The 18,263-nt window shown below is 52.9% G+C and carries 16 protein-coding genes; all 16 read left to right on the plus strand.

Annotated features, from left to right (window positions below; translation table 11 throughout):
* The first annotated feature begins 33 nt into the window (after nucleotides 1-33).
* The 16 genes from FZ040_RS00470 to FZ040_RS00550 all read left to right on the plus strand — a co-directional run bounded on the left by FZ040_RS00470 (nucleotide 34) and on the right by FZ040_RS00550 (nucleotide 18,248).
* A complete protein-coding gene (locus FZ040_RS00470) occupies nucleotides 34-789 on the plus strand; it encodes an energy transducer TonB (RefSeq protein ID WP_149170192.1) in 756 nt (251 codons plus the stop codon).
* Between the two features lie 19 nt (nucleotides 790-808).
* Nucleotides 809-1,315 carry a flavodoxin family protein gene (locus FZ040_RS00475; protein ID WP_149170193.1) on the plus strand — a complete coding sequence of 169 codons (507 nt, stop codon included), beginning with the start codon at nucleotides 809-811 and terminating at the stop codon, nucleotides 1,313-1,315.
* Nucleotides 1,316-1,333: 18 nt separating this feature from the next.
* Nucleotides 1,334-2,071 carry an ABC transporter ATP-binding protein gene (locus tag FZ040_RS00480; protein WP_149170194.1) on the plus strand — a complete coding sequence of 246 codons (738 nt, stop codon included), beginning with the start codon at nucleotides 1,334-1,336 and terminating at the stop codon, nucleotides 2,069-2,071.
* On the plus strand, nucleotides 2,068-2,811 hold the full coding sequence (locus FZ040_RS00485; RefSeq protein ID WP_149170195.1) for an ABC transporter permease: 744 nt from the start codon (nucleotides 2,068-2,070) through the stop codon (nucleotides 2,809-2,811). Before FZ040_RS00480 ends, FZ040_RS00485 begins: the two co-directional genes overlap by 4 nt.
* A 37-nt stretch (nucleotides 2,812-2,848) precedes the next feature.
* Nucleotides 2,849-4,807, plus strand: coding sequence for a TonB-dependent receptor plug domain-containing protein (locus FZ040_RS00490; RefSeq protein ID WP_149170196.1), 1,959 nt, complete (start codon nucleotides 2,849-2,851; stop codon nucleotides 4,805-4,807).
* Nucleotides 4,808-4,831: 24 nt separating this feature from the next.
* Nucleotides 4,832-5,848 (plus strand): FecCD family ABC transporter permease, encoded by a 1,017-nt coding sequence (locus FZ040_RS00495; protein ID WP_149170197.1) that lies wholly within the window; start codon nucleotides 4,832-4,834, stop codon nucleotides 5,846-5,848.
* 2 nt (nucleotides 5,849-5,850) lie between these two features.
* Complete coding sequence (locus FZ040_RS00500; RefSeq protein WP_149170198.1) at nucleotides 5,851-6,657, plus strand: ABC transporter ATP-binding protein; 807 nt, start codon at nucleotides 5,851-5,853, stop codon at nucleotides 6,655-6,657.
* 20 nt (nucleotides 6,658-6,677) lie between these two features.
* A complete protein-coding gene (locus FZ040_RS00505) occupies nucleotides 6,678-7,622 on the plus strand; it encodes an ABC transporter substrate-binding protein (protein WP_149170199.1) in 945 nt (314 codons plus the stop codon).
* A gap of 122 nt (nucleotides 7,623-7,744) precedes the next feature.
* On the plus strand, nucleotides 7,745-8,932 hold the full coding sequence (locus FZ040_RS00510; protein WP_149170200.1) for a pyridoxal phosphate-dependent aminotransferase: 1,188 nt from the start codon (nucleotides 7,745-7,747) through the stop codon (nucleotides 8,930-8,932).
* A 203-nt stretch (nucleotides 8,933-9,135) separates the two neighbouring features.
* Nucleotides 9,136-11,259 (plus strand): chemotaxis protein CheA, encoded by a 2,124-nt coding sequence (locus FZ040_RS00515; RefSeq protein ID WP_149170201.1) that lies wholly within the window; start codon nucleotides 9,136-9,138, stop codon nucleotides 11,257-11,259.
* Between the two features lie 14 nt (nucleotides 11,260-11,273).
* Nucleotides 11,274-11,786 (plus strand): chemotaxis protein CheW, encoded by a 513-nt coding sequence (locus FZ040_RS00520; RefSeq protein ID WP_149170202.1) that lies wholly within the window; start codon nucleotides 11,274-11,276, stop codon nucleotides 11,784-11,786.
* Complete coding sequence (locus tag FZ040_RS00525; protein WP_187620180.1) at nucleotides 11,773-13,473, plus strand: methyl-accepting chemotaxis protein; 1,701 nt, start codon at nucleotides 11,773-11,775, stop codon at nucleotides 13,471-13,473. The genes FZ040_RS00520 and FZ040_RS00525 overlap by 14 nt, the downstream gene beginning before the upstream one ends.
* Nucleotides 13,473-15,035, plus strand: a complete 1,563-nt coding sequence (locus FZ040_RS14075; RefSeq protein WP_222930923.1) for a chemotaxis protein CheB — start codon at nucleotides 13,473-13,475, stop codon at nucleotides 15,033-15,035. Before FZ040_RS00525 ends, FZ040_RS14075 begins: the two co-directional genes overlap by 1 nt.
* The gene (locus FZ040_RS00540; protein ID WP_187620181.1) at nucleotides 15,025-16,755 is read left to right on the plus strand and encodes an ATP-binding protein; all 1,731 of its coding nucleotides are present in this window, start codon (nucleotides 15,025-15,027) and stop codon (nucleotides 16,753-16,755) included. The genes FZ040_RS14075 and FZ040_RS00540 overlap by 11 nt, the downstream gene beginning before the upstream one ends.
* The gene (locus FZ040_RS00545) at nucleotides 16,752-17,141 is read left to right on the plus strand and encodes a response regulator (RefSeq protein ID WP_033169058.1); all 390 of its coding nucleotides are present in this window, start codon (nucleotides 16,752-16,754) and stop codon (nucleotides 17,139-17,141) included. Before FZ040_RS00540 ends, FZ040_RS00545 begins: the two co-directional genes overlap by 4 nt.
* A 198-nt stretch (nucleotides 17,142-17,339) precedes the next feature.
* Nucleotides 17,340-18,248, plus strand: coding sequence for a LysR family transcriptional regulator (locus FZ040_RS00550; RefSeq protein ID WP_149170205.1), 909 nt, complete (start codon nucleotides 17,340-17,342; stop codon nucleotides 18,246-18,248).
* The last annotated feature ends 15 nt before the right edge of the window (nucleotides 18,249-18,263 follow it).

An 18,263-nucleotide genomic window follows, 5' to 3' on the forward strand; every position in this document is an offset into this window, starting at 1 on the left:
ATGAGAATGAATATTATTATAAGGAGGGTGCGTATGGAATTGGTATGTCCGGAACGGTGGCAATTTGATTGGCGGCGGCTGGTTTTGCGCCCGTTACCGCTATCCTGTCTATGTCATGTGGTGGGAATTGGCGGAGCATGTTTGCTGTTTGCCTTTTACAATGCGCCGGAGGAACCAGTAAGCACTGCCGAAGAGATACAGGTAGAGATGATTCCTGCGGGTCAGATTGATAGTGGCGGCGGTCAATTGAGCGGGAAGGGCATGCCGGTCATAAAAAATCCTGCGCCGGCGCCAATGTCAAAAGTCAGGGAACCAGCTGTCTCTGGGCAGCCGTTAGCAAATGCCGCCGAGACGCCGGATGGACTGGTGGCTGCTGGGGGAACAGGCAGCAGCGGCACCTCAGCGGCTTCCGGCCCTGCAGGCGTCGGCTCAAGTGGTGATGGGGGAGCGGGCAGTGCCGCCGGTGGCGGTGGAACAAGCACGGCCGCAAGTGATACTGCTCCTGCGGAAAGCCTGGGCAGTATTGCTGCCCGCTTTGCCGCAGAGGTGGAAGCAAATAAGGAGTATCCCTACATGGCGGTCAAGCGTGGCGAAACTGGTGTAGTAAGTGTTACGGTAACGCTGTCGTCAGCGGGGAACATAGAAAGCGTTTATATCAGCGGTTCATCTGGTTCGAATCTGCTGGATAAAGCTGCTTTGCAGGCGGTCAGAAGTTCCTGTCCCTTTTCCCATGGCGCGGGCAGGAGCATAACGATGACTGTTCCGATACATTTTTCAATGAGTTCGTAATAGTGAGAAGGAGGAAAAGATGAAGATATTGTTAACGTATTCCAGTAAAACTGGAAATACGAAAAAAGTGGCCGAAGCCATTGGGGAGGCCTTGCAGCTGCGGGCGGTCCCGGTGGAGGAAAAGCCGGCTGTCACCGGATATGACCTGGTTATTGCTGGCTATTGGGTGGATAGAGGCACGGCGGATGCCAAAATGAAGGACTTTCTGGGAAAGTTGACAAGTCAAAAAGTGGCACTGTTTGCCACCTTGGGGGCTGAGGCAAATTCCGAGCATGCCACCCAATGCCTGGAGAATGGTGCGGCGCTTTTAGGTGAAGGCTGTGAAGTGGTGGGGCGGTTCATCTGCCAGGGAAAGGTTGCGGATGAAATGGTAGACATGATGAAAAATATGTTTCCTGCCGGGCATCCGCATGCAATGACACCCGAGCGGTTAGCACGGATTGAAAAAGCTGCCACGCACCCGGATGCAGCCGATTTGGCGGCGGCCAGGGAATATTTTAGCCGCTTGTGTTTGGACAGGCAGTGAGGTGGTGAAGCGGTGTAAATGTCTATTATCGTTGAAAAAATATGCTGCTCGCGTAAGGGGCGGGCAATCCTGCAGGATGTTTCGCTAATGGTGCAGGTGGGGGAAATAATGGGACTGTTAGGACCTAATGGTGCTGGCAAGACGACCTTAATCCGCTTGTTGGCGGGACTTGCGCGGCCAGATTCCGGACGCATTTGCATGTTTGGAGAAGACGCGGCGAAGCGCAGTGTCAAATTCCGCCGTTTGATGGGACTGGTGCCCCAGGAAAATACCTTTGAGAGTGAGCTTACCATTGAACAGAGCATGCTATGCAGTGCGAGACTCTATGGTATTGCTAATGCCCGTGCAAAGGTGGAAGCGGTCTGCCGGGAGTTTCAGATTGGCAGCTGGCGCAAGAAATATCCCGAGAAGCTGTCGGGGGGAATGAAACGGCGGGCGATGATTGCCCGTGCGATGCTTTCAAGTCCCCAAGTCCTGCTGCTGGATGAGCCAAGTGTAGGGCTTGACCCGGATATGCGTCAGGAAATCTGGCAGGCGGTTAAAAAACTAAAGGCGGCAGGGAAAACCGTTCTAATCACAACGCATTATATGGAAGAAGCCGAGAAGCTTTGTGACCGGATTGCGTTTTTGCGGGCGGGGCAGGTGATTTACCAGGGGACTACGGCCGGTATGCGGCAAAAGATTTCGCCGCAGCAGGAGATCAGCCTCGAAGATGCTTTCGTGGCATTGGCGTTAGCGGGGAGGCGGACTGGATGATGGGCGGTGTTCAGGCGGTATTTTATCGTGAGATGCTGATGCTGGTCCGCCGGATTGGCGGCCTGGGCTATCTGTTCTCGGGGCTTTTGTTTCCGATGATTTACCTCTTGGCCTTCGGCTGGGGGCTGGGGAATAACATATCCGTAGCTGGTGGGTACATTGCCTACTTGGCGAAAGGGATGCTCGCGATAACCGTAATGATGAACGCGTTTCAGCAGACGGCGTTATCGGTTAGTGCCGCAAGATTTTATTACCGCACGTTTGCCGTTTTGCGGTTAAGTCCGATAAGTGATGGCGCTATTGTTTTGGGTATTGCGCTGGCGGGGACTGTCCGCGCGCTGCTGGCGGCGGCAGTAGTCTTTATTGCGGCAAAATTGTTCTTCGGGATAGCGGTATTGACTGGGCCGGGATTCGTTGGCCTGGTGCTTACGGCGTTTGCGTTTGCGGCTTTTGGCGTAGCCGTGGGATTGTCGATAAAAGGACAGGAGCAGTTTTCTATTGTGATAAATTTCTTTATCACACCGATGACATTTTTTTGTGGCTCCTTTTTTCCAATTGCCAATCTGCCAGAAGTTGTGCAGGACATCGTGCGCTTTTTGCCGCTGTCCCTTACCAATCAGCTGCTGCAGGCCACAAACTTTGTGGGTGAGGCTGGTATCGCCGCTTTGGCGTTGGTGTTTTTTATGACGGTTATTTATCTGTACAGTACCTATCGGGTACATAACTACAGTGAATTTTGATGGATGTTTTTGAGATTTTTAGAGAAAGAGGATTTTCATGATTAGAAAACTTGCAAAAAAGAAACGTACTTTACTGGTTGCAACGGTTTTAGGAACGATGACAATGGGAAGCTGCGTCGCAGCAGAGGCGGCTGCTGACGATACGATACAGACGCGTGACGTAGTCGTGACGGCCTCGCGTACGGAGCAAGAGGTGAAGGAGACGCCTGCTGCCGTAGAAGTTATCACGAAAGAAGATATCGAGAATACAGGAGCGGAGACTTTGGCGCAGGCTTTGGAGATGGCGGCGGGCATCAACGTGCTGGAAAATGGCATGGTGGGAAATCAGTCCTCCATTCGCGGCATGAACACCAATCAGACGCTTATCATGATTGACGGGCGGCGGGTGCGCACGGAAAATACCAGTGAGACGCAGAATTACTACGAACTTCAGCGCGTCAATATGGATGAGGTAGAACGCGTGGAAATCGTGCGCGGTGCCGCAAGTTCTTTGTATGGTTCGGAAGCATTGGGTGGTGTCATCAACATCATCACGAAAAAACCGGGCACTCGGGGCGGTTCTGCCTCGGTGGATTGGACTTCCCGCCAGCAGGATACGGGCTTCCGCTATGATTTGGGTAAGGAAGGCAAATGGGCCTGGGCTATGAACGGCAAGGTATCCGATGTGCGCCGCCGTATGAAGGACACTGCTTCCAATCAATATGGAAAGCGGTATTATTTCGGGCTCGATGGCCGCATGGATGTAGCTAAGAATAAAAAACTGGATTTCTTTGTCAATCACTTGTATGAGGACCTTTATATGATTGATTCGGCAAAGGCTGGCACGGATTATGACCATCGCCGCATTTCCACCGGCCTGAAATATTCGGGCAAGGATCATTTGGGTGAATACGAGGCGCAGGCATATTACACGTATTTTGATAAAGACCAGCGCACGCGCAGCCGTCTGACTCATGCGTTAACCAGTTTTGATGATATGACGTTTAATTCCTACATTGCCGATGGCCGCCGCACGTTCAATCTGGATGACCGGAATACGCTGACGGTTGGCGGGGAATTCCGTCAGGAAGATTACGAGAGCACCCGCATCAAAAAAGGTTCGCTCGGAACGGTAACCCATGAGGGAATCACCAATAATATCGGCAAGGTATCGATGGATTATGGTGCGCTTTATCTGCAGGATGAATATGCCGCGAACAAACGCTGGCTGCTGATTCCTTCGGTGCGTTGGGATCATAACAATGATTTTGGCGATGAGGTTACCGGAAAACTTGGTACGACCTATAAACTCAGCAAGCGCACCCGCTTTAAGGCCAATGTTGGTTCTGCTTATCGTGCCCCGACGGCTTCGGAACTTTACTTCTTCTGGAAGCATACGCCGACGGCTGCGATGACGGTAAATATCCAGGGCAATCCAAACTTGAAGCCGGAAAAGGCAATGATTTTTGATGGCGGCTTTGAGGCAGAACGGGGGCGTACGTCAGGGAAAATAACCTATTTCCACAACAAAGTTGATAATCTTATAAATCTGAATACGAAATTTGGTTATGTGCCGGGAACTGGCATGGTTGCCAATGGTATTTATGAAAATGTCGATAAGGCAACAGTACAGGGCTTAGAGGTCGAAGGCAGACAGAAACTCGGCAGCCGCTTTACCCTGCGCAGCACTTACACCTATCTCGATGCTCAGGATGACAACAGCGGGGAGCGTTTGACCGGCCGTGCCCGCCATAAGACTTCCTTGCAGCTCATGTATAAAGATAAGGGGCATGGAATCGATGCGACGCTTTGGAACGACTGGCTCGATGGCTACCGCTATTCGTCAAGCGGTAAAAATGGCTCGACGGGAGCAAGCATCATGAATGTGGTGGTCAATAAGAAAATCGGGAAACAGGCCAGTGCTTATTTTGGCATCAACAATCTTACCAATCGCAAGAATGACGTCCTTTATTATGATGGACGCATCTGGCGTGGCGGTGTGAAAGTAACGTTTTAACGGTTTTTCTGGGGAGGTTATTTGATGGAACTTGCGGTAACACCAGCGCATCCCAGGACACGAAAGCGGTTTTGGGCGTTAGCTGGCGGCCTGCTCTTTTTAGGAGCGGCGTTGCTGTTTAGTATCTGTCAGGGGGCAGCGGTTTTTTCACCGCTGTCGGCCTGGCAGATTTTGTCTGGGGGTGCCGGACAGGAAAACTTTACCATACTGTACCACATCCGCTTGCCACGTTTGATTACCGGGGCTTTGACCGGTGTGAATCTGGCACTGGCCGGCTGTATCCTGCAGGGGATTTTGCGCAATCCTTTGGCAGATCCGGGGATTATCGGGGTGTCGGCAGGGGCGGGACTGGCAGCGATGGCCGTCATGATTCTATTGCCCAATCTGGCATCGCTGGTGCCAATGGCCGCTTTTTCCGGAGCGTTGGCGGCAGTTGCCCTGGTGTTTTTCCTGTCTTGGGAAAATGGAATACATCCGCTGCGCATGGTACTGGCCGGGGTGGCGGTGGCAGCCTTCTTCGGCGGTGCCATGACGGCGTTGATGGTGTTTTATTCCGACCGGGTTCAGGGAACGGTCAATTGGATGGCCGGGGGCTTTGCGGCCCGCACCTGGAGCCATGTGTATATGGTGCTTCCCTATACGCTGCTGGGGCTGGCGGGAACTTTTGCTGGCAGCTGCTGGCTGAATGCGCTGCAGATGGGCGAAGATACGGCACGCAGTTTGGGGGTGCGCGTGGAACGCGTGCGTCTTTATTTGCTGGTGCTGGCTGCTTTATTGGCGGCGTCAGCCGTCAGCGTGGCCGGTATGCTGGGCTTTGTGGGACTCGTAGTCCCGCACATGGTCCGGCTGCTGACAGGGGCAGATTTTGATTATTTGCTGCCAGCTTCAGCTTTATGGGGCGCAGCCTTAGTCGTTGGGGCAGATGCAGCGGCCCGGGTTGCCTTCGCGCCGATAGAAATTCCCGTAGGTGTTTTCATGTCGTTTTTGGGAGCACCGTTTTTCCTGTACCTGTTGCGGCAGGGCATGCAAAGGGGGCACTAAAGATGGCAGAACGCGAAACACTGCTGTTGGCGAACAAGCTGCGATTGGAATACGGTGGCAAGGTGGTGGCTGATGGATTGGATTTGGCGATTCATCGGGCGGAAATCACGGCGATAATCGGGCCAAATGGTTCGGGCAAATCGACACTTTTAAAAGCCCTGGCAAGGTTGCTCCGGCCGGGAGCAGGCAGTATCAAGCTGCGGGGGAAAGATTTGTGGTCTCTTTCGGAAAAAGAGGTGGCGCAAAAGATTGCCTTCATGCCTCAAAGTGCCTCAATACCGCCGGATTTGACGGTGGCGGAGGTGTTGCGTATGGGGAGGCTGCCCTATCGCAGTTTTTGGCGTTCCTGGCAGGCCGGTGATGATGTCATTTGTCAAAAGGTGTTGCAGCTTACCGGACTTACGGCATTTGCCCAGCGGTCAATGGGGGCGCTGTCCGGCGGCGAGCGCCAGCGGGCGAGACTTGCCCTCGCGCTCGCACAGGAGCCACAAATCCTGCTCCTCGATGAGCCGACTACCTATTTGGATATCCGTCATCAGCTGGAACTTATGGCGATAGTGTCGAGCCTGCATGAGAAAATGGGGCTGACAGTGGTTATGGTGCTGCATGACCTCAATCAGGCTGTGCGTTATAGCCAGCGGCTGGTGGCCATGAAAGCGGGGCGCATCCTTGCCGATGGTGAGGTGGCTGAGGTCTTTTCCTGTGAACTGGTGCGCAGGCTGTATGGCGTGGAAAACGAAATCAAAACCGTAGAGGTTCATGGCCAGCGGCAACAGGTATTTTTCCCGTCGGCGGTGATGGGAGTATAAGCGAGTAAAAGGAGAAAAATATGCGAAAAACTATGGGCCTGCTGGCATTGATTTGCTTGTTGGGGGCGGCGGCTTGTTGGCTGCTGCCACAGGCAGAGACAGCAGTAAAGGAAACGGATACCCGTCAGGTAACCGATAGTGCGGGGCGGGAGGTGACGATTCCTAAGCATCCTAAGCGGGTCGTCATCCTCAATGCTTCCAATTTGGACCTTTATGTCGCCGCTGGTGGTGCAAAGGCGGTAGTGGGAAAGCCGGTGTCTCAGGCACTGGCACCAAGTGTAGCCGAGGCAGTGGCCGAAGCGGAGGAAGTCGGGATTATCCATTCGCCGGATGTGGAGAAAATCTTGAGTTTAAAACCGGATTTGGTCATCGGTACCAATGTGCCCTACCATACGAATTTGGCAGATACCTTATCCCAGGCAGGGATTCCGCTTTATGTACAGTCCCTCGACAGCCTTGAGGATTTGAAGACTGCACTGGCTTTTTACGGTTCGCTGACGGGCCAGGAAGCCCAGGCACAGGACGTGTCGGATAAGCTTATGGCGGATATTGCAGCGGTCAAACAACAGGCCGCAGGGAGGACGCCGCCTAAGAGTCTGATTCTCTTTGGTTCCCCGGAAAGTTTTAACATGGGAACGTCCAAGTGTTTTACGGGAAATCTGCTGAATGAATTAGGCGGTGGCAATATTGCCGATAGAGCTATGGGCGATGGCGGTTATCTGCCCCTTAGCATGGAGTTCGTGGCAAGGGAAAATCCGCAGGTGATTTTTGTCATTACGCATGGCAATGCCGCTGAACTCGAAAGCAAATTGCGGCAGGAACTGGCTGCTAGTGAAGCCTGGCAGAATGTGGCGGCTGTACAGACCGGCAAGGTGTATGTGCTGCCTTATGAGTTGTTCGCGGTAAATCCTGGGATACGGACCGCCGATGCGATGAAGGTGTTGGCCAAGGCATTATATCCTTGAATTGCCGGATGATGATTGTGTTTAGATGATAAGCATGGCTTTTTTTTGCTTAGTTTTTATGGTAGAATGTAAACAGTGTTTTTTTACAAAAGATATTGTTTACATATAGAGGGAGTATCGCCATGATTAATCAAAAAATGTATGAACTCGGTACGAAGAAATCTACCATCCGCACGATTTTTGAATTTGGGCGCAAACGGGCGGCTGAAGTCGGTGAGGAGAATGTCTACGACTTCAGTCTCGGCAATCCAAATGTACCGACGCCGGAATTTATCAAGCAGGCGGCTGTCGATATTCTGATGAATTCGGAGCCAAGTGCTGTCCATGGCTATACGGTGGCACCGGGCAATCCGCAGGCACGCGAGGCACTGGCTAAGAGCGTCAACAAGCGGTTCGGCACGAACTTTGCGGCCAAGAACTTCTTTATGACGGCTGGTGCGGCGGCCGCTATCACGATTTGTTTTAAGGCACTGGCGCAGCCGGAAGATGAATTTATCACGTTTGCGCCGTTCTTCCCCGAGTACCGTGCGTTTGTCGAATCCGTTGGCGGTAAGCTCGTAGTCGTGCCAGCACAGCCAGCCGATTGGCAGATTGATTTTGCTGCCTTTGAAAAGCTCGTGACGAATCATACGAAGGCGGTCATCGTCAATTCGCCGAACAATCCAAGCGGTGCCGTTTACTCGGAGGAGACGATAAAAAAACTCGCCGACATACTGCGCCGTAAGGAAGAGGAGTACCATCATCCCATCTTTATCATTTCCGATGAACCGTACCGCGAGATTGCGTTTGAGGGCTACACGGTGCCGTATGTGCCGAAGTTCTATGACAACACGCTGGTCTGCTACTCCTACAGCAAGTCGTTCTCGCTGCCGGGTGAGCGTATCGGTTACATCGTCGTGCCGGATGAGGTGGCAAACTTTGGTAAAGTGTATGGCTCGATTGCCGGAGCTGCCCGCGTGCTCACGCATGTCAATGCGCCGTCGCTCTGGCAGCTTGTCATCGGCCGCTGCGCCGATATGCCGTCGGATATTTCCACGTATGTAAAGAACGGCCAGCTGCTCTATCAGGGGCTCATTGATGCCGGCTTTGAGTGTGTCAAGCCGCAGGGGGCGTTCTATCTCTTCCCGAAATGCCTGGAAGAGGATGACTACGCGTTCTGCGAGCGGGCAAAGAAATATGACCTGCTGCTCGTGCCAGGCACGGACTTTGGCTGTCCTGGTTATTTCCGCGACGCGTACTGCATCAAGACCGAAACGATTGAAAAATCTTTGCCGCTGTTCAAGAAGCTGGCTGAAGAATATAAGAAGTAAATTATTACAAAAATGACCTGTCAAATGACAGGTCATTTTTTGTTGGCGAATTTGTGAGATATTTGTCAGAGCTGACAGGAATTTGACCGGTGGGGAAGAATATAATATGTTAGAATTGTTTGAAATGTCACAAAGTAAAGGATTGTTGATTATGCCGGCGGTGTCCGGCATGATGGGGATTGGATGTAAGGGAGTGATGACTGGTGGCAGAAAATGAACCGATGGTAGAGGTCTTTATCTATGAGACGCGTCAGTTCCTTGAGCAGTTGGAGCAGGTCGCGCTTGCAAGTGAAGACAGCGGCAGCTTCCAGCCAGAGGATGTCAACGAAGTTTTTCGGGCGATGCATACCATCAAGGGCTCGGCGGCCATGATGCTCTATGATGAAATCTCACATCTGGCCCATGCGGTGGAGGATATCTTTTTCTATATCCGCGAGCTGCATCCCGAGAAGATTGATGTGTCTGCGGTGACGGATATCGTGCTGACGGCCGTGGATTTCATGAATGGCGAGATGGATAAGCTCGACAGTGGTGCTCAGCCCGATGCTTCGAGTGAGGAATTGCAGAAATCAACGCATGAGTTTTTGCGGAACTTCAAACTGGAAAATGGGCATGATCCCGATGTCGACCTGCGCAAGGCGAAAAATAAGACGCCAAAAGCGGCAGAACCGGCTGAACCTGCTAAGCAGCAGTATTTCATTCAGGCTGTGAAACCCGAAGAGGTCAAGACGGAAACCGGCAGCAGCCATGTCTATAAGGCTGTGCTCCAATTTGACCCCGAGGGCGGAATGGTGGAGGTCCGGGCGTTTGGTGTAATCAATCGCTTGGAGGACCAGGCCAGCGAGCTGCACTATCTGCCGGAGAAGATCATCGAGGATGAGACGGCCGCCGATACCATCATTAAGGATGGTTTTAAACTCTGGTTCACGACAGGGCTCGGCGTCGAAGAGGTCCGCAAGCTGCTGGATGAGACGATGTGCCTGACGGGGCTGGAACTCACAGAGCTTTCGTCGACAGCCGAGTGTGAGTATTGGCCGACGCCAAAGCAGAAGGCGGCACAGGCAGTCGAAGAGGCATCGCCAATCGTGCCGGTAAAGCCGGAGGCGAAACCATGGCCGGCGCCGATGAAGCAGGCTGGCCATGAAGGGCATGAGTCGCAGATGATAAGTGTCCGCGTGGATAAGCTCGACCGGCTGATGGAGCTGGTCGGCGAAATGGTCATCGCCGAGTCGATGGTCACGCAGAATCCGGATATCCGCGGGATGGAGCTTTCGAATTTTGACAAGGCGGCCCGGCAGCTGCACAAGATAAACGGCGAGCTGCAAGACCGCGTCATGGCGCTCCGGATGGTGCCACTTGAGGCGACGTTCAAGAAGATGAACCGCATTGTGCGGGATATGACGAAGAAGCTGGGCAAACAGGCAAAGCTGATGCTCGTTGGTGCGGACACCGAGGTCGATAAGAATGTCACGGAGCATATCGGCGACCCGCTGATGCATATCATCCGCAATTCCATCGACCACGGCATTGAGATGCCCGAAGTGCGCAAAGAAGCCGGCAAGCCTGAGCTGGGGACGGTCGTGCTCTCCGCGCAGAATGCCGGTGGTGAGGTCGTCATCCGCATTGAGGATGATGGCGGCGGCATGAATCGCGACCGCATCATGAAAAAGGCGAAAGAGAAAGGGATACTGACAAAACCTGAGGAGGAGTACACCGACCAGGAAGTCTACAGCTTTATTTTTGCGCCGGGCTTTTCGACGAAGGAACAGGTCACGGAGTTTTCCGGGCGCGGTGTTGGCATGGATGTCGTCGTATCGAATATCAAGGCTTTGGGCGGCACCATAACGGTCGACAGCAATCCCGGCAAAGGCAGCGTGACCATCATCCGCATTCCGCTTACGCTGGCAATTGTGGAAGGAATGTGCATTAAGGTGGGTGGCTCTGGATATACGATACCAATCAGCTCGATTCGCCGCTCGTTCCGGCCCGAGGAAGGGGATGTTTTCCTCGATGTTTCGGGACAGGAAATGTTTATGGAGGAAGGGAGTCCCTGTCCGATTGTGCGGCTTCACAGGCTCTACGATATTGATGGGGCCAAAGAGCAGCTGACAGAAGGCATCCTGCTGGTGACGGAGGCAGATGACCACTATCTGGGCATCTTTGCCGATGAATTGGTGGGGGTTCAGCAGATTGTCGTAAAGCCGGTGCCGGGGTATATCCAGGCGATGACGAAGATGACCGGCATTACGGGCTGTACGATTTTGGGCGATGGCAGCATCAGCCTTATCATCGACCCGGGTAAACTCATGGGACTGCTGGTGGAATAATAGGAGGAACGGAAATGGATGAAGAACTCCTGCAAGAGGAAGATACCCAAAAGGATAAATACCTGACCTTTACGCTGGGCGAGGAGCTCTATGGCATCGATATCCGTGTGGTTATCGAGATCATTGGCATCCTGCCCATTACCAAGGTGCCCGAGGTGCCCGACTATGTGCGCGGTATCATCAACCTCCGCGGCAAAATCATCCCGGTTATCGACATGCGGCTGCGGTTTGGCCGGGAGTTCCGGCCCTATACGGACCGCACCTGCGTTATCGTTATCGAGGTCAAGGAGGTACTGCTCGGGCTTATCATTGACGGGGTCAGCGAGGTGCTGTCGATACCGGAGGGGCAGACGGTGGTGCCGCCGGAACTTAAGGCGGCGAGCAACCGCTATATACGGAATATTGGCAAGCTGCCAGACAGCAAAGTCGTGCTTTTACTGGATTGGGAAAAACTTTTCGATGTGGAAGAAGAAAAGATGCTTAGCGGGATGAATGAGGAAAGAGGGACCGAAGATGGAACTGTTTAAGAATACGAAAATCAGTACCAAGCTGGTGGCATTGACCGGAATACTCGGAGCCTTGATTTTGGTGACGGCGGTTTGCTTCCTCTGTTTTTTGAGCTCGGTAAGTGAACAGTATCAAAAAGTCTATGACGAAGATGCGTATGCGGCTACGTTGGCGACGCAGGCAGGAAAAATTTTTACCGAGTCACGCAATGAATATACGCGTTTTTTGACTCGGGTAGATCCGGTGATGCGGCAGGAAGCCATGGCCAATATGCAAAAGCGTGATAAGGAACTGGATGTGGTTTTTGGCGAACTGGAAAAGCGGGCTATTTCCGTTGATGCCAAAAAGGTGATGAGTGATATCCGTGGGCAGATTGATACATTCCGCAGCCAGCGTGATGCGCTGATTAAAGCACAGCCGTCACCGGGCGCGCCAGTGGAGAATTTGCCAGAAGCGCAAAAAGCATCGGAAACGGGCTACAAGCTTGCACAGAGTTTTGATTCCGTGATGGAAATGGGCAATACGAGTACGCAGGCAGAGTTCCGGAAAATCAAGGAAGAAATCGACAAAATCATGTTGATTTCGGTCATCAATATTACGATAGTCGTGATTTTAGCCATGTTCTTTGGCATGCGTTTGGCCCGTAATATTGGCAGCCGGATTGATCGTATGGCGGCTGCAGCTGAAGTGATAGGCAATGGTGACCTCAGTCAGCCCATGAAGCCGGAAAATAACGATGAAATTGGCCAGGCTGTTGCGCATTTCGAGCAGATGCGCCAGAATCTCAATCAGTCGATGAACAATATCCATGTGGCGGCAGAACAAGTGGCGGCAGGTTCGCGCAACGTTTCCGAGGCTAGTGTGTCACTTTCGCAGGGAGCTGCCGAGCAGGCGTCTTCGGTGGAGGAGCTTTCGGCGTCGATTTCCGAGATTTCGTCGCAGACGGCCAGCAATGCGGAAAATGCCGACAAGGCCAATAGTCTCACGATACAAGCGCGGCAGCAGGCAGCTGTTGGGGACGCTGATATGAAGGAAATGTTGGCCGCGATGGAAGCGATCAATACGTCTTCGGCGAATATCTCTAAAATTATCAAGGTAATTGATGAGATTGCTTTTCAGACCAATATCCTGGCGTTGAATGCCGCGGTAGAGGCTGCACGTGCTGGACAGCATGGAAAGGGATTTGCCGTGGTGGCAGAAGAGGTGCGGAATCTCGCAGCACGCAGTGCCAAGGCGGCCAAGGAAACGACCGAACTCATCGAGGATTCGATTACGAAGGTCGAATCTGGCCGGGCGATTGCAGGTAAGACCGCAGAAGCCCTTATGACGATTATGAGCAATGTATCGGAAGTGGCCGATATCGTAAGCTCTATTGCCAAAGCTTCCAGCGAGCAGAAACTGGCGTTGGAGCAGATTGACCAGGGAGTTCTGCAGGTGTCGCAGGTAGTACAGGCGAACTCGGCGACATCAGAGCAGGCTGCATCGGCGAGTGAAGAACTCAATGCGCAGGCTTCCCGCTTGCGTGAGACGGCGGATCAATTCCGCTTGGCAGTAGATCGTTCCGCAAGGAAAAATTACGATAGACCAGCTCCAGCGCCTAAGATGGTGGCAAGACGGGGGAAAGCACCGGGTCCCGCTGTGGAAACGACGCCGGAAGCCAAAGCCTATACCTATGCCGATGATGAGAAAGGATTTGGGAAATACTGATGGAAGATTCGGTATTTCTGGCATATGCGAGCATTGTGGATCGCGAATTTGGCATACAGTTGCCGCGGGAAAAGAAGGCACTGTTAGAATCCCGTCTGCAGCGGTTATTCCATGAAGGCGAAGAGACGGCCAAATATCGCGATGCCGCAGGCTTCTTGAAAGCACTGAAACAAGATGGCACGGGGCGCCTTTTAAAGGTGCTGGCGGAGGCCATTACCACGCACCATACGTTTTTTATGCGTGAGGCGGACCATTTCTGGTTTTATCGGGATACGGTGCTACCCTGGATTGCATCATCGGTTCAGGACGGCGATATCCGTACCTGGTGCGCGGCTTGTTCTACCGGGCAGGAAGCTTATACGCTGGCAATGCTGCTGCAGGACCAGTTTGGCCTGCAGGGGTCGCGGTGGGAAAAGACCCTGCTGGCTACCGACCTTTCAACGGAGGTGCTCGAAACCGCCAAGGCGGGAGTATATGAAAAAGAATCCCTAATGGGGATGCCGGAAAACTGGCTGCGCGGTTATTTTCATGCCGCTGGCAGTGGAAAAATGCAGGTCAATGACGGAATACGGCAACAGGTTTTGTTCCGTCCCTTTAATCTGATGACGCCAAGTTTTCCTTTTAAAAAACCATTTCATGTGATTTTTTGCCGCAATGTCATGATTTATTTTGATGCGCCGGTGAGGAACCGGCTCGTGCGGCAGTTTTACGACTACCTCGAGCCGGGCGGCTATCTCTTTGTGGGCCATTCGGAGACGGTGGAGCGGCAGGCGGCACCGTTCCAGTATGTGATGCCGTCGGTTTACCGCAAACCGCTCGATGCGGCGCCGGTTGAGCGAAAGCAGAATTTGGCGGGCATATACCAGCGGACGCAGGCGGCAACAGAGGGGATGAAGCACAATCTTCTGCGGGCCCGGCGCGCTGCTGGCAGCGATGAGGCCGTGGAGACGCCAAAGAGTGTGAAGCTGATTGCGTTGGGCGCGTCTACGGGAGGGACCGAGGCGCTCGCGGCACTTATCCGCGGGCTTCAGCCGCCACTGCCGCCGATTGTCATCGTTCAGCATATCCCCTATGGATTTAGCCGGCTGTTTGCCGAGCGCCTGAATAATGAGTCGGACTTTACCGCCGCCGAGGCAAGCGATGGTGAGCAACTGCAGCCCAATCATATCTATGTGGCACCGGGCGACCGGCAGATGCGGGTGCGGCGGATGGGCAGTGCGTTTTTCGTTTCCTGCCGTGGGACGGAGCAGGTAAGTGGCCATTGTCCCTCGGTTGATGTCTTATTTGATTCGGTGGCTGAGGCCGCGGGGGCTGAGGCGCTTGGCGTTATTTTGACGGGCATGGGCAGTGATGGCGCCGAAGGACTGCTCATGATGCGGCAGAAGGGCGCGCGCACACTGGGGCAGGACGAAGCGACAAGTGTTGTCTATGGCATGCCGCGCGCGGCCTTTGAACGCGGCGCGGTCATGCGGCAGCTGCCACTTGCTGCCATGTCCGGCTGTATTATGAGTTTGGCACATCAGCAGGTTCTGGCGGGAAAGGATGAAAGCGATGGGCAGTGAAGTACAGGGACAAATACCCGATTCCGTCTTGCGCGGTCTTTTGGGAAGTTTGGGCGATGGACTTATCCTGACGGATATAAATGAGCATATAACGTATATCAATAAAATGGCCAGACGCATTTTAGGCTGCGAAGGAAAACAGGTAATTGGTTGGGCCTTCCGCGAACTCTGCCCGCTGGTGAACCTGAAGACGGGGCGCAGTTTTGACAGCCCGTTAAAGGTGGCATTGGCGGAGAAGCGTTCCGTGGGCCTCGCGCGCAATGTCGGCATTTTCCGTGGCGAGCAGCATGAACCGATTTTTTTATCGGCAACGTGTTCGCCGCTTCGCCTGGATGATGGCGAAATTGCAGGGTGCGCGGTTATCCTGCGCAATGTGACGCATCTTCGCCGCTTGGAAGTGCGCATTGAGGCAGACCATGTCTACATGCGGACGGTGTTTTCGGCGGCGCAGGTTGGTCTTTGTGTCCTCAATGAAAAGGGCGCTATTGTCGATATTAACGATGCGGGCCTTGAGACGATGGAAACCACCTATAAGGAGTCGGTGGGAAAACAGTTTGGCGATGTTTTCCGCTGTGAAAACAGCATCGAGGGGGGCTGCGGCCATGGCCAATACTGCGCGACCTGTCCCATCCGCCATCAGATTGAAACGGCAATTGCTACCGAGGGGTATACGAGCCAGATAACGGCTGCGATGCACAGCGTCCGCCGCAAGGAGAAGATATGGCTGCGGATGTTTTTCTCGCAGGCCTGGTCGGAAATCGGCAAGCAGACGATTGTCACTATGATTGATGTGTCGCAGCGCAAAAAACGCGAGGATGCCCTGGAAGAAGCCAGGGAACGTGCGGAAGCGGCCAGCCAGACGAAGAGTCAGTTCTTGGCCAATATGAGCCATGAAATCCGCACGCCAATCAATGGCATGAATGGCATGATTGATTTGACCCTGCACACGGACCTTACCGAAGAACAACGGGAGAATCTCATGAGTGCGAAGCAGTGCTCGGAGGATTTGCTGCGAATCATCAACGATATCCTCGATTTTTCGAAGCTTGACTGCGGGAAGATGGAGCTTGAATCGCTTGATTATGACCTGCATAAGACCATGCGGCGCGTCTGCACGATTCACCGCAAGGTGGCCAAGGGCAAGGGGCTGTTCTTCCGCCTGCCGGATATGCGGGGGATTCCGCAGTTCATCACGGGCGACCCGATGCGGTTCCGGCAGATTATGCACAATCTGCTAACAAATGCGGTGAAATTCACCGCCGAAGGCGGCGTGGCCGTGGAGGTGACAAAGAATTTCCGCGGCGAGCTGCCAGTGCTTAGCATCGCGGTACATGATACGGGCATTGGCATGTCCTTTGAGGAGCAAAAGAAATTATTCCAGCCCTTTAGCCAGGTGGATGGTTCGACAACCCGGAAATTTGGCGGCACAGGGCTGGGACTCATGATTGTAAAAGAACTTGTCGAAGCCATGGGCGGTGAAATCAGCGTGCATTCGGCTCCGCTTTGTGGCAGCAATTTTACCTTCTGGATTCCGCTTTACGAAGCGGACGGAGAAGATGAAGAAAGTCAGGAACGCTCGGTATTCATCAACGACCGTTGGAATACTGGCGAAAATAAGGAGGAACCGGTCAAGGAGGAAGAGACGGATATCAGCGATATTGCGAATTTGCTCGCCTATTGCGAACAGCGCCTCGATGAAGATGGAGGGGATGAGTCATGAAAATATTGATTGCAGAGGATGATCGGCTCAGCCGGATTTTTCTAAAAAAGTTCTTGGGGAATTATGGGGACTGTGATGTGGCGGTAGATGGCATGGAAGCTTTGGATCTTTTTATGGATGCGATAAAGGACAAGGCGCCTTATGATTTGTTATGCCTTGACATCATGATGCCCCGCATCGATGGTCTCAAATTGTTAAAGGCCATTCGTGTCTTGGAAAAACAGCATCAGCTGCAGCATACCTACATCATCATGATGACAGCGCTGGCAGATGTGGAATATGTCGACCAGGCACTGGAGTTGGGGTGTGATGCCTATGCAGCTAAGCCAATCGATACCGATAAAGTGACTTTGGTTATGAAGAATCTCGGCTTGATAAAAGAATAGTGAATGCGAAAGAGCTTTTCTTTAGGGAAAGGCTCTTTTTCACTGGATAATGCCTTGTGGCTATGATAAAATGAAATTATCTTGAATTGTGCATCAAATGAGAATCTGATAGAGAATAGAGATAAGATTCTTGGCACAACGGAAATAAACTGAATGAAGCTATTGCAAGCCAGGGGTAGCGTGTATGGGGGTCTATTGATGGAGTTTCGGCAATTAGAGTATTTTTGTACCATCAGTGAATTGGAGAACTTTACGCGGACAGCGGAGGCACTGCATGTGTCGCAGCCGTCAGTCACCAAAGCCATCAAAGCATTAGAGGCGGAACTTGGGGTAATGCTCATCAATCGCAGCCAGAAGCATGTCAGTCTCACCGAGCAGGGGAAGGTGTTTCTGCTTCATGCGCAGCGGATTATGCAGGATGCCGCCTTTGCGAAGAAAGATATGATGCGGTATCGTTCGGACCGGCAGGATATCATCCACTTCGGGATGCCGCCGATGGTGGAAGGGTATCTGTTTCCGGACTTTTTTATGAAGTTCAAGGAGGAGGTGCCGGATGTCATGCTCGACGTGCAGGAATTTAGCGATTCGGATGAAGTGCGCCAGCGCGCGGAAAATGGGGAATTGGATTTTGGCATTGTCATGGGCAGTGACGAGGAGCATCCGGAGCACACCATGCCGCTTATGCAGGATACCATGGTGCTCTGCCTGCCACCGGAACATCCACTGGCAGACGAGCCGTCGGTATCGTTTGACGAGCTTCGCCATGAGAAATTTATCATGCAGCAGCCCAATACCTATCAGTACCGCCAGATTATGGACCACTGTGGGGAGTACGGCTATGTGCCGGACATTGTCCTGTGCACGTCACAGCTTAAGACCATCAAACAGCTGGTGGCAAATGGCAGCGGGATTTCGGTGCTGCCCAATTTCGTAACCCAGATGGAAAACATCTTTGTGCGCCGGCCGTTATCGCCGTCCATGGGCGTTCAGGCGTCGCTGTTCTGGGGAGAGAACAAGAATTTATCGCGGGCCGATACGCGGTTCATGCAGTTTATGAAGGAATATACGGAGACGCCGGATTTCCAGCAGCATTTCCGGCATTGTTGAAGAGGCAGGTTAGAT

The organism is Pseudoselenomonas ruminis, from assembly GCF_008271295.1.
In the GTDB taxonomy this organism is placed as follows: domain Bacteria; phylum Bacillota; class Negativicutes; order Selenomonadales; family Selenomonadaceae; genus Selenomonas_A; species Selenomonas_A ruminis.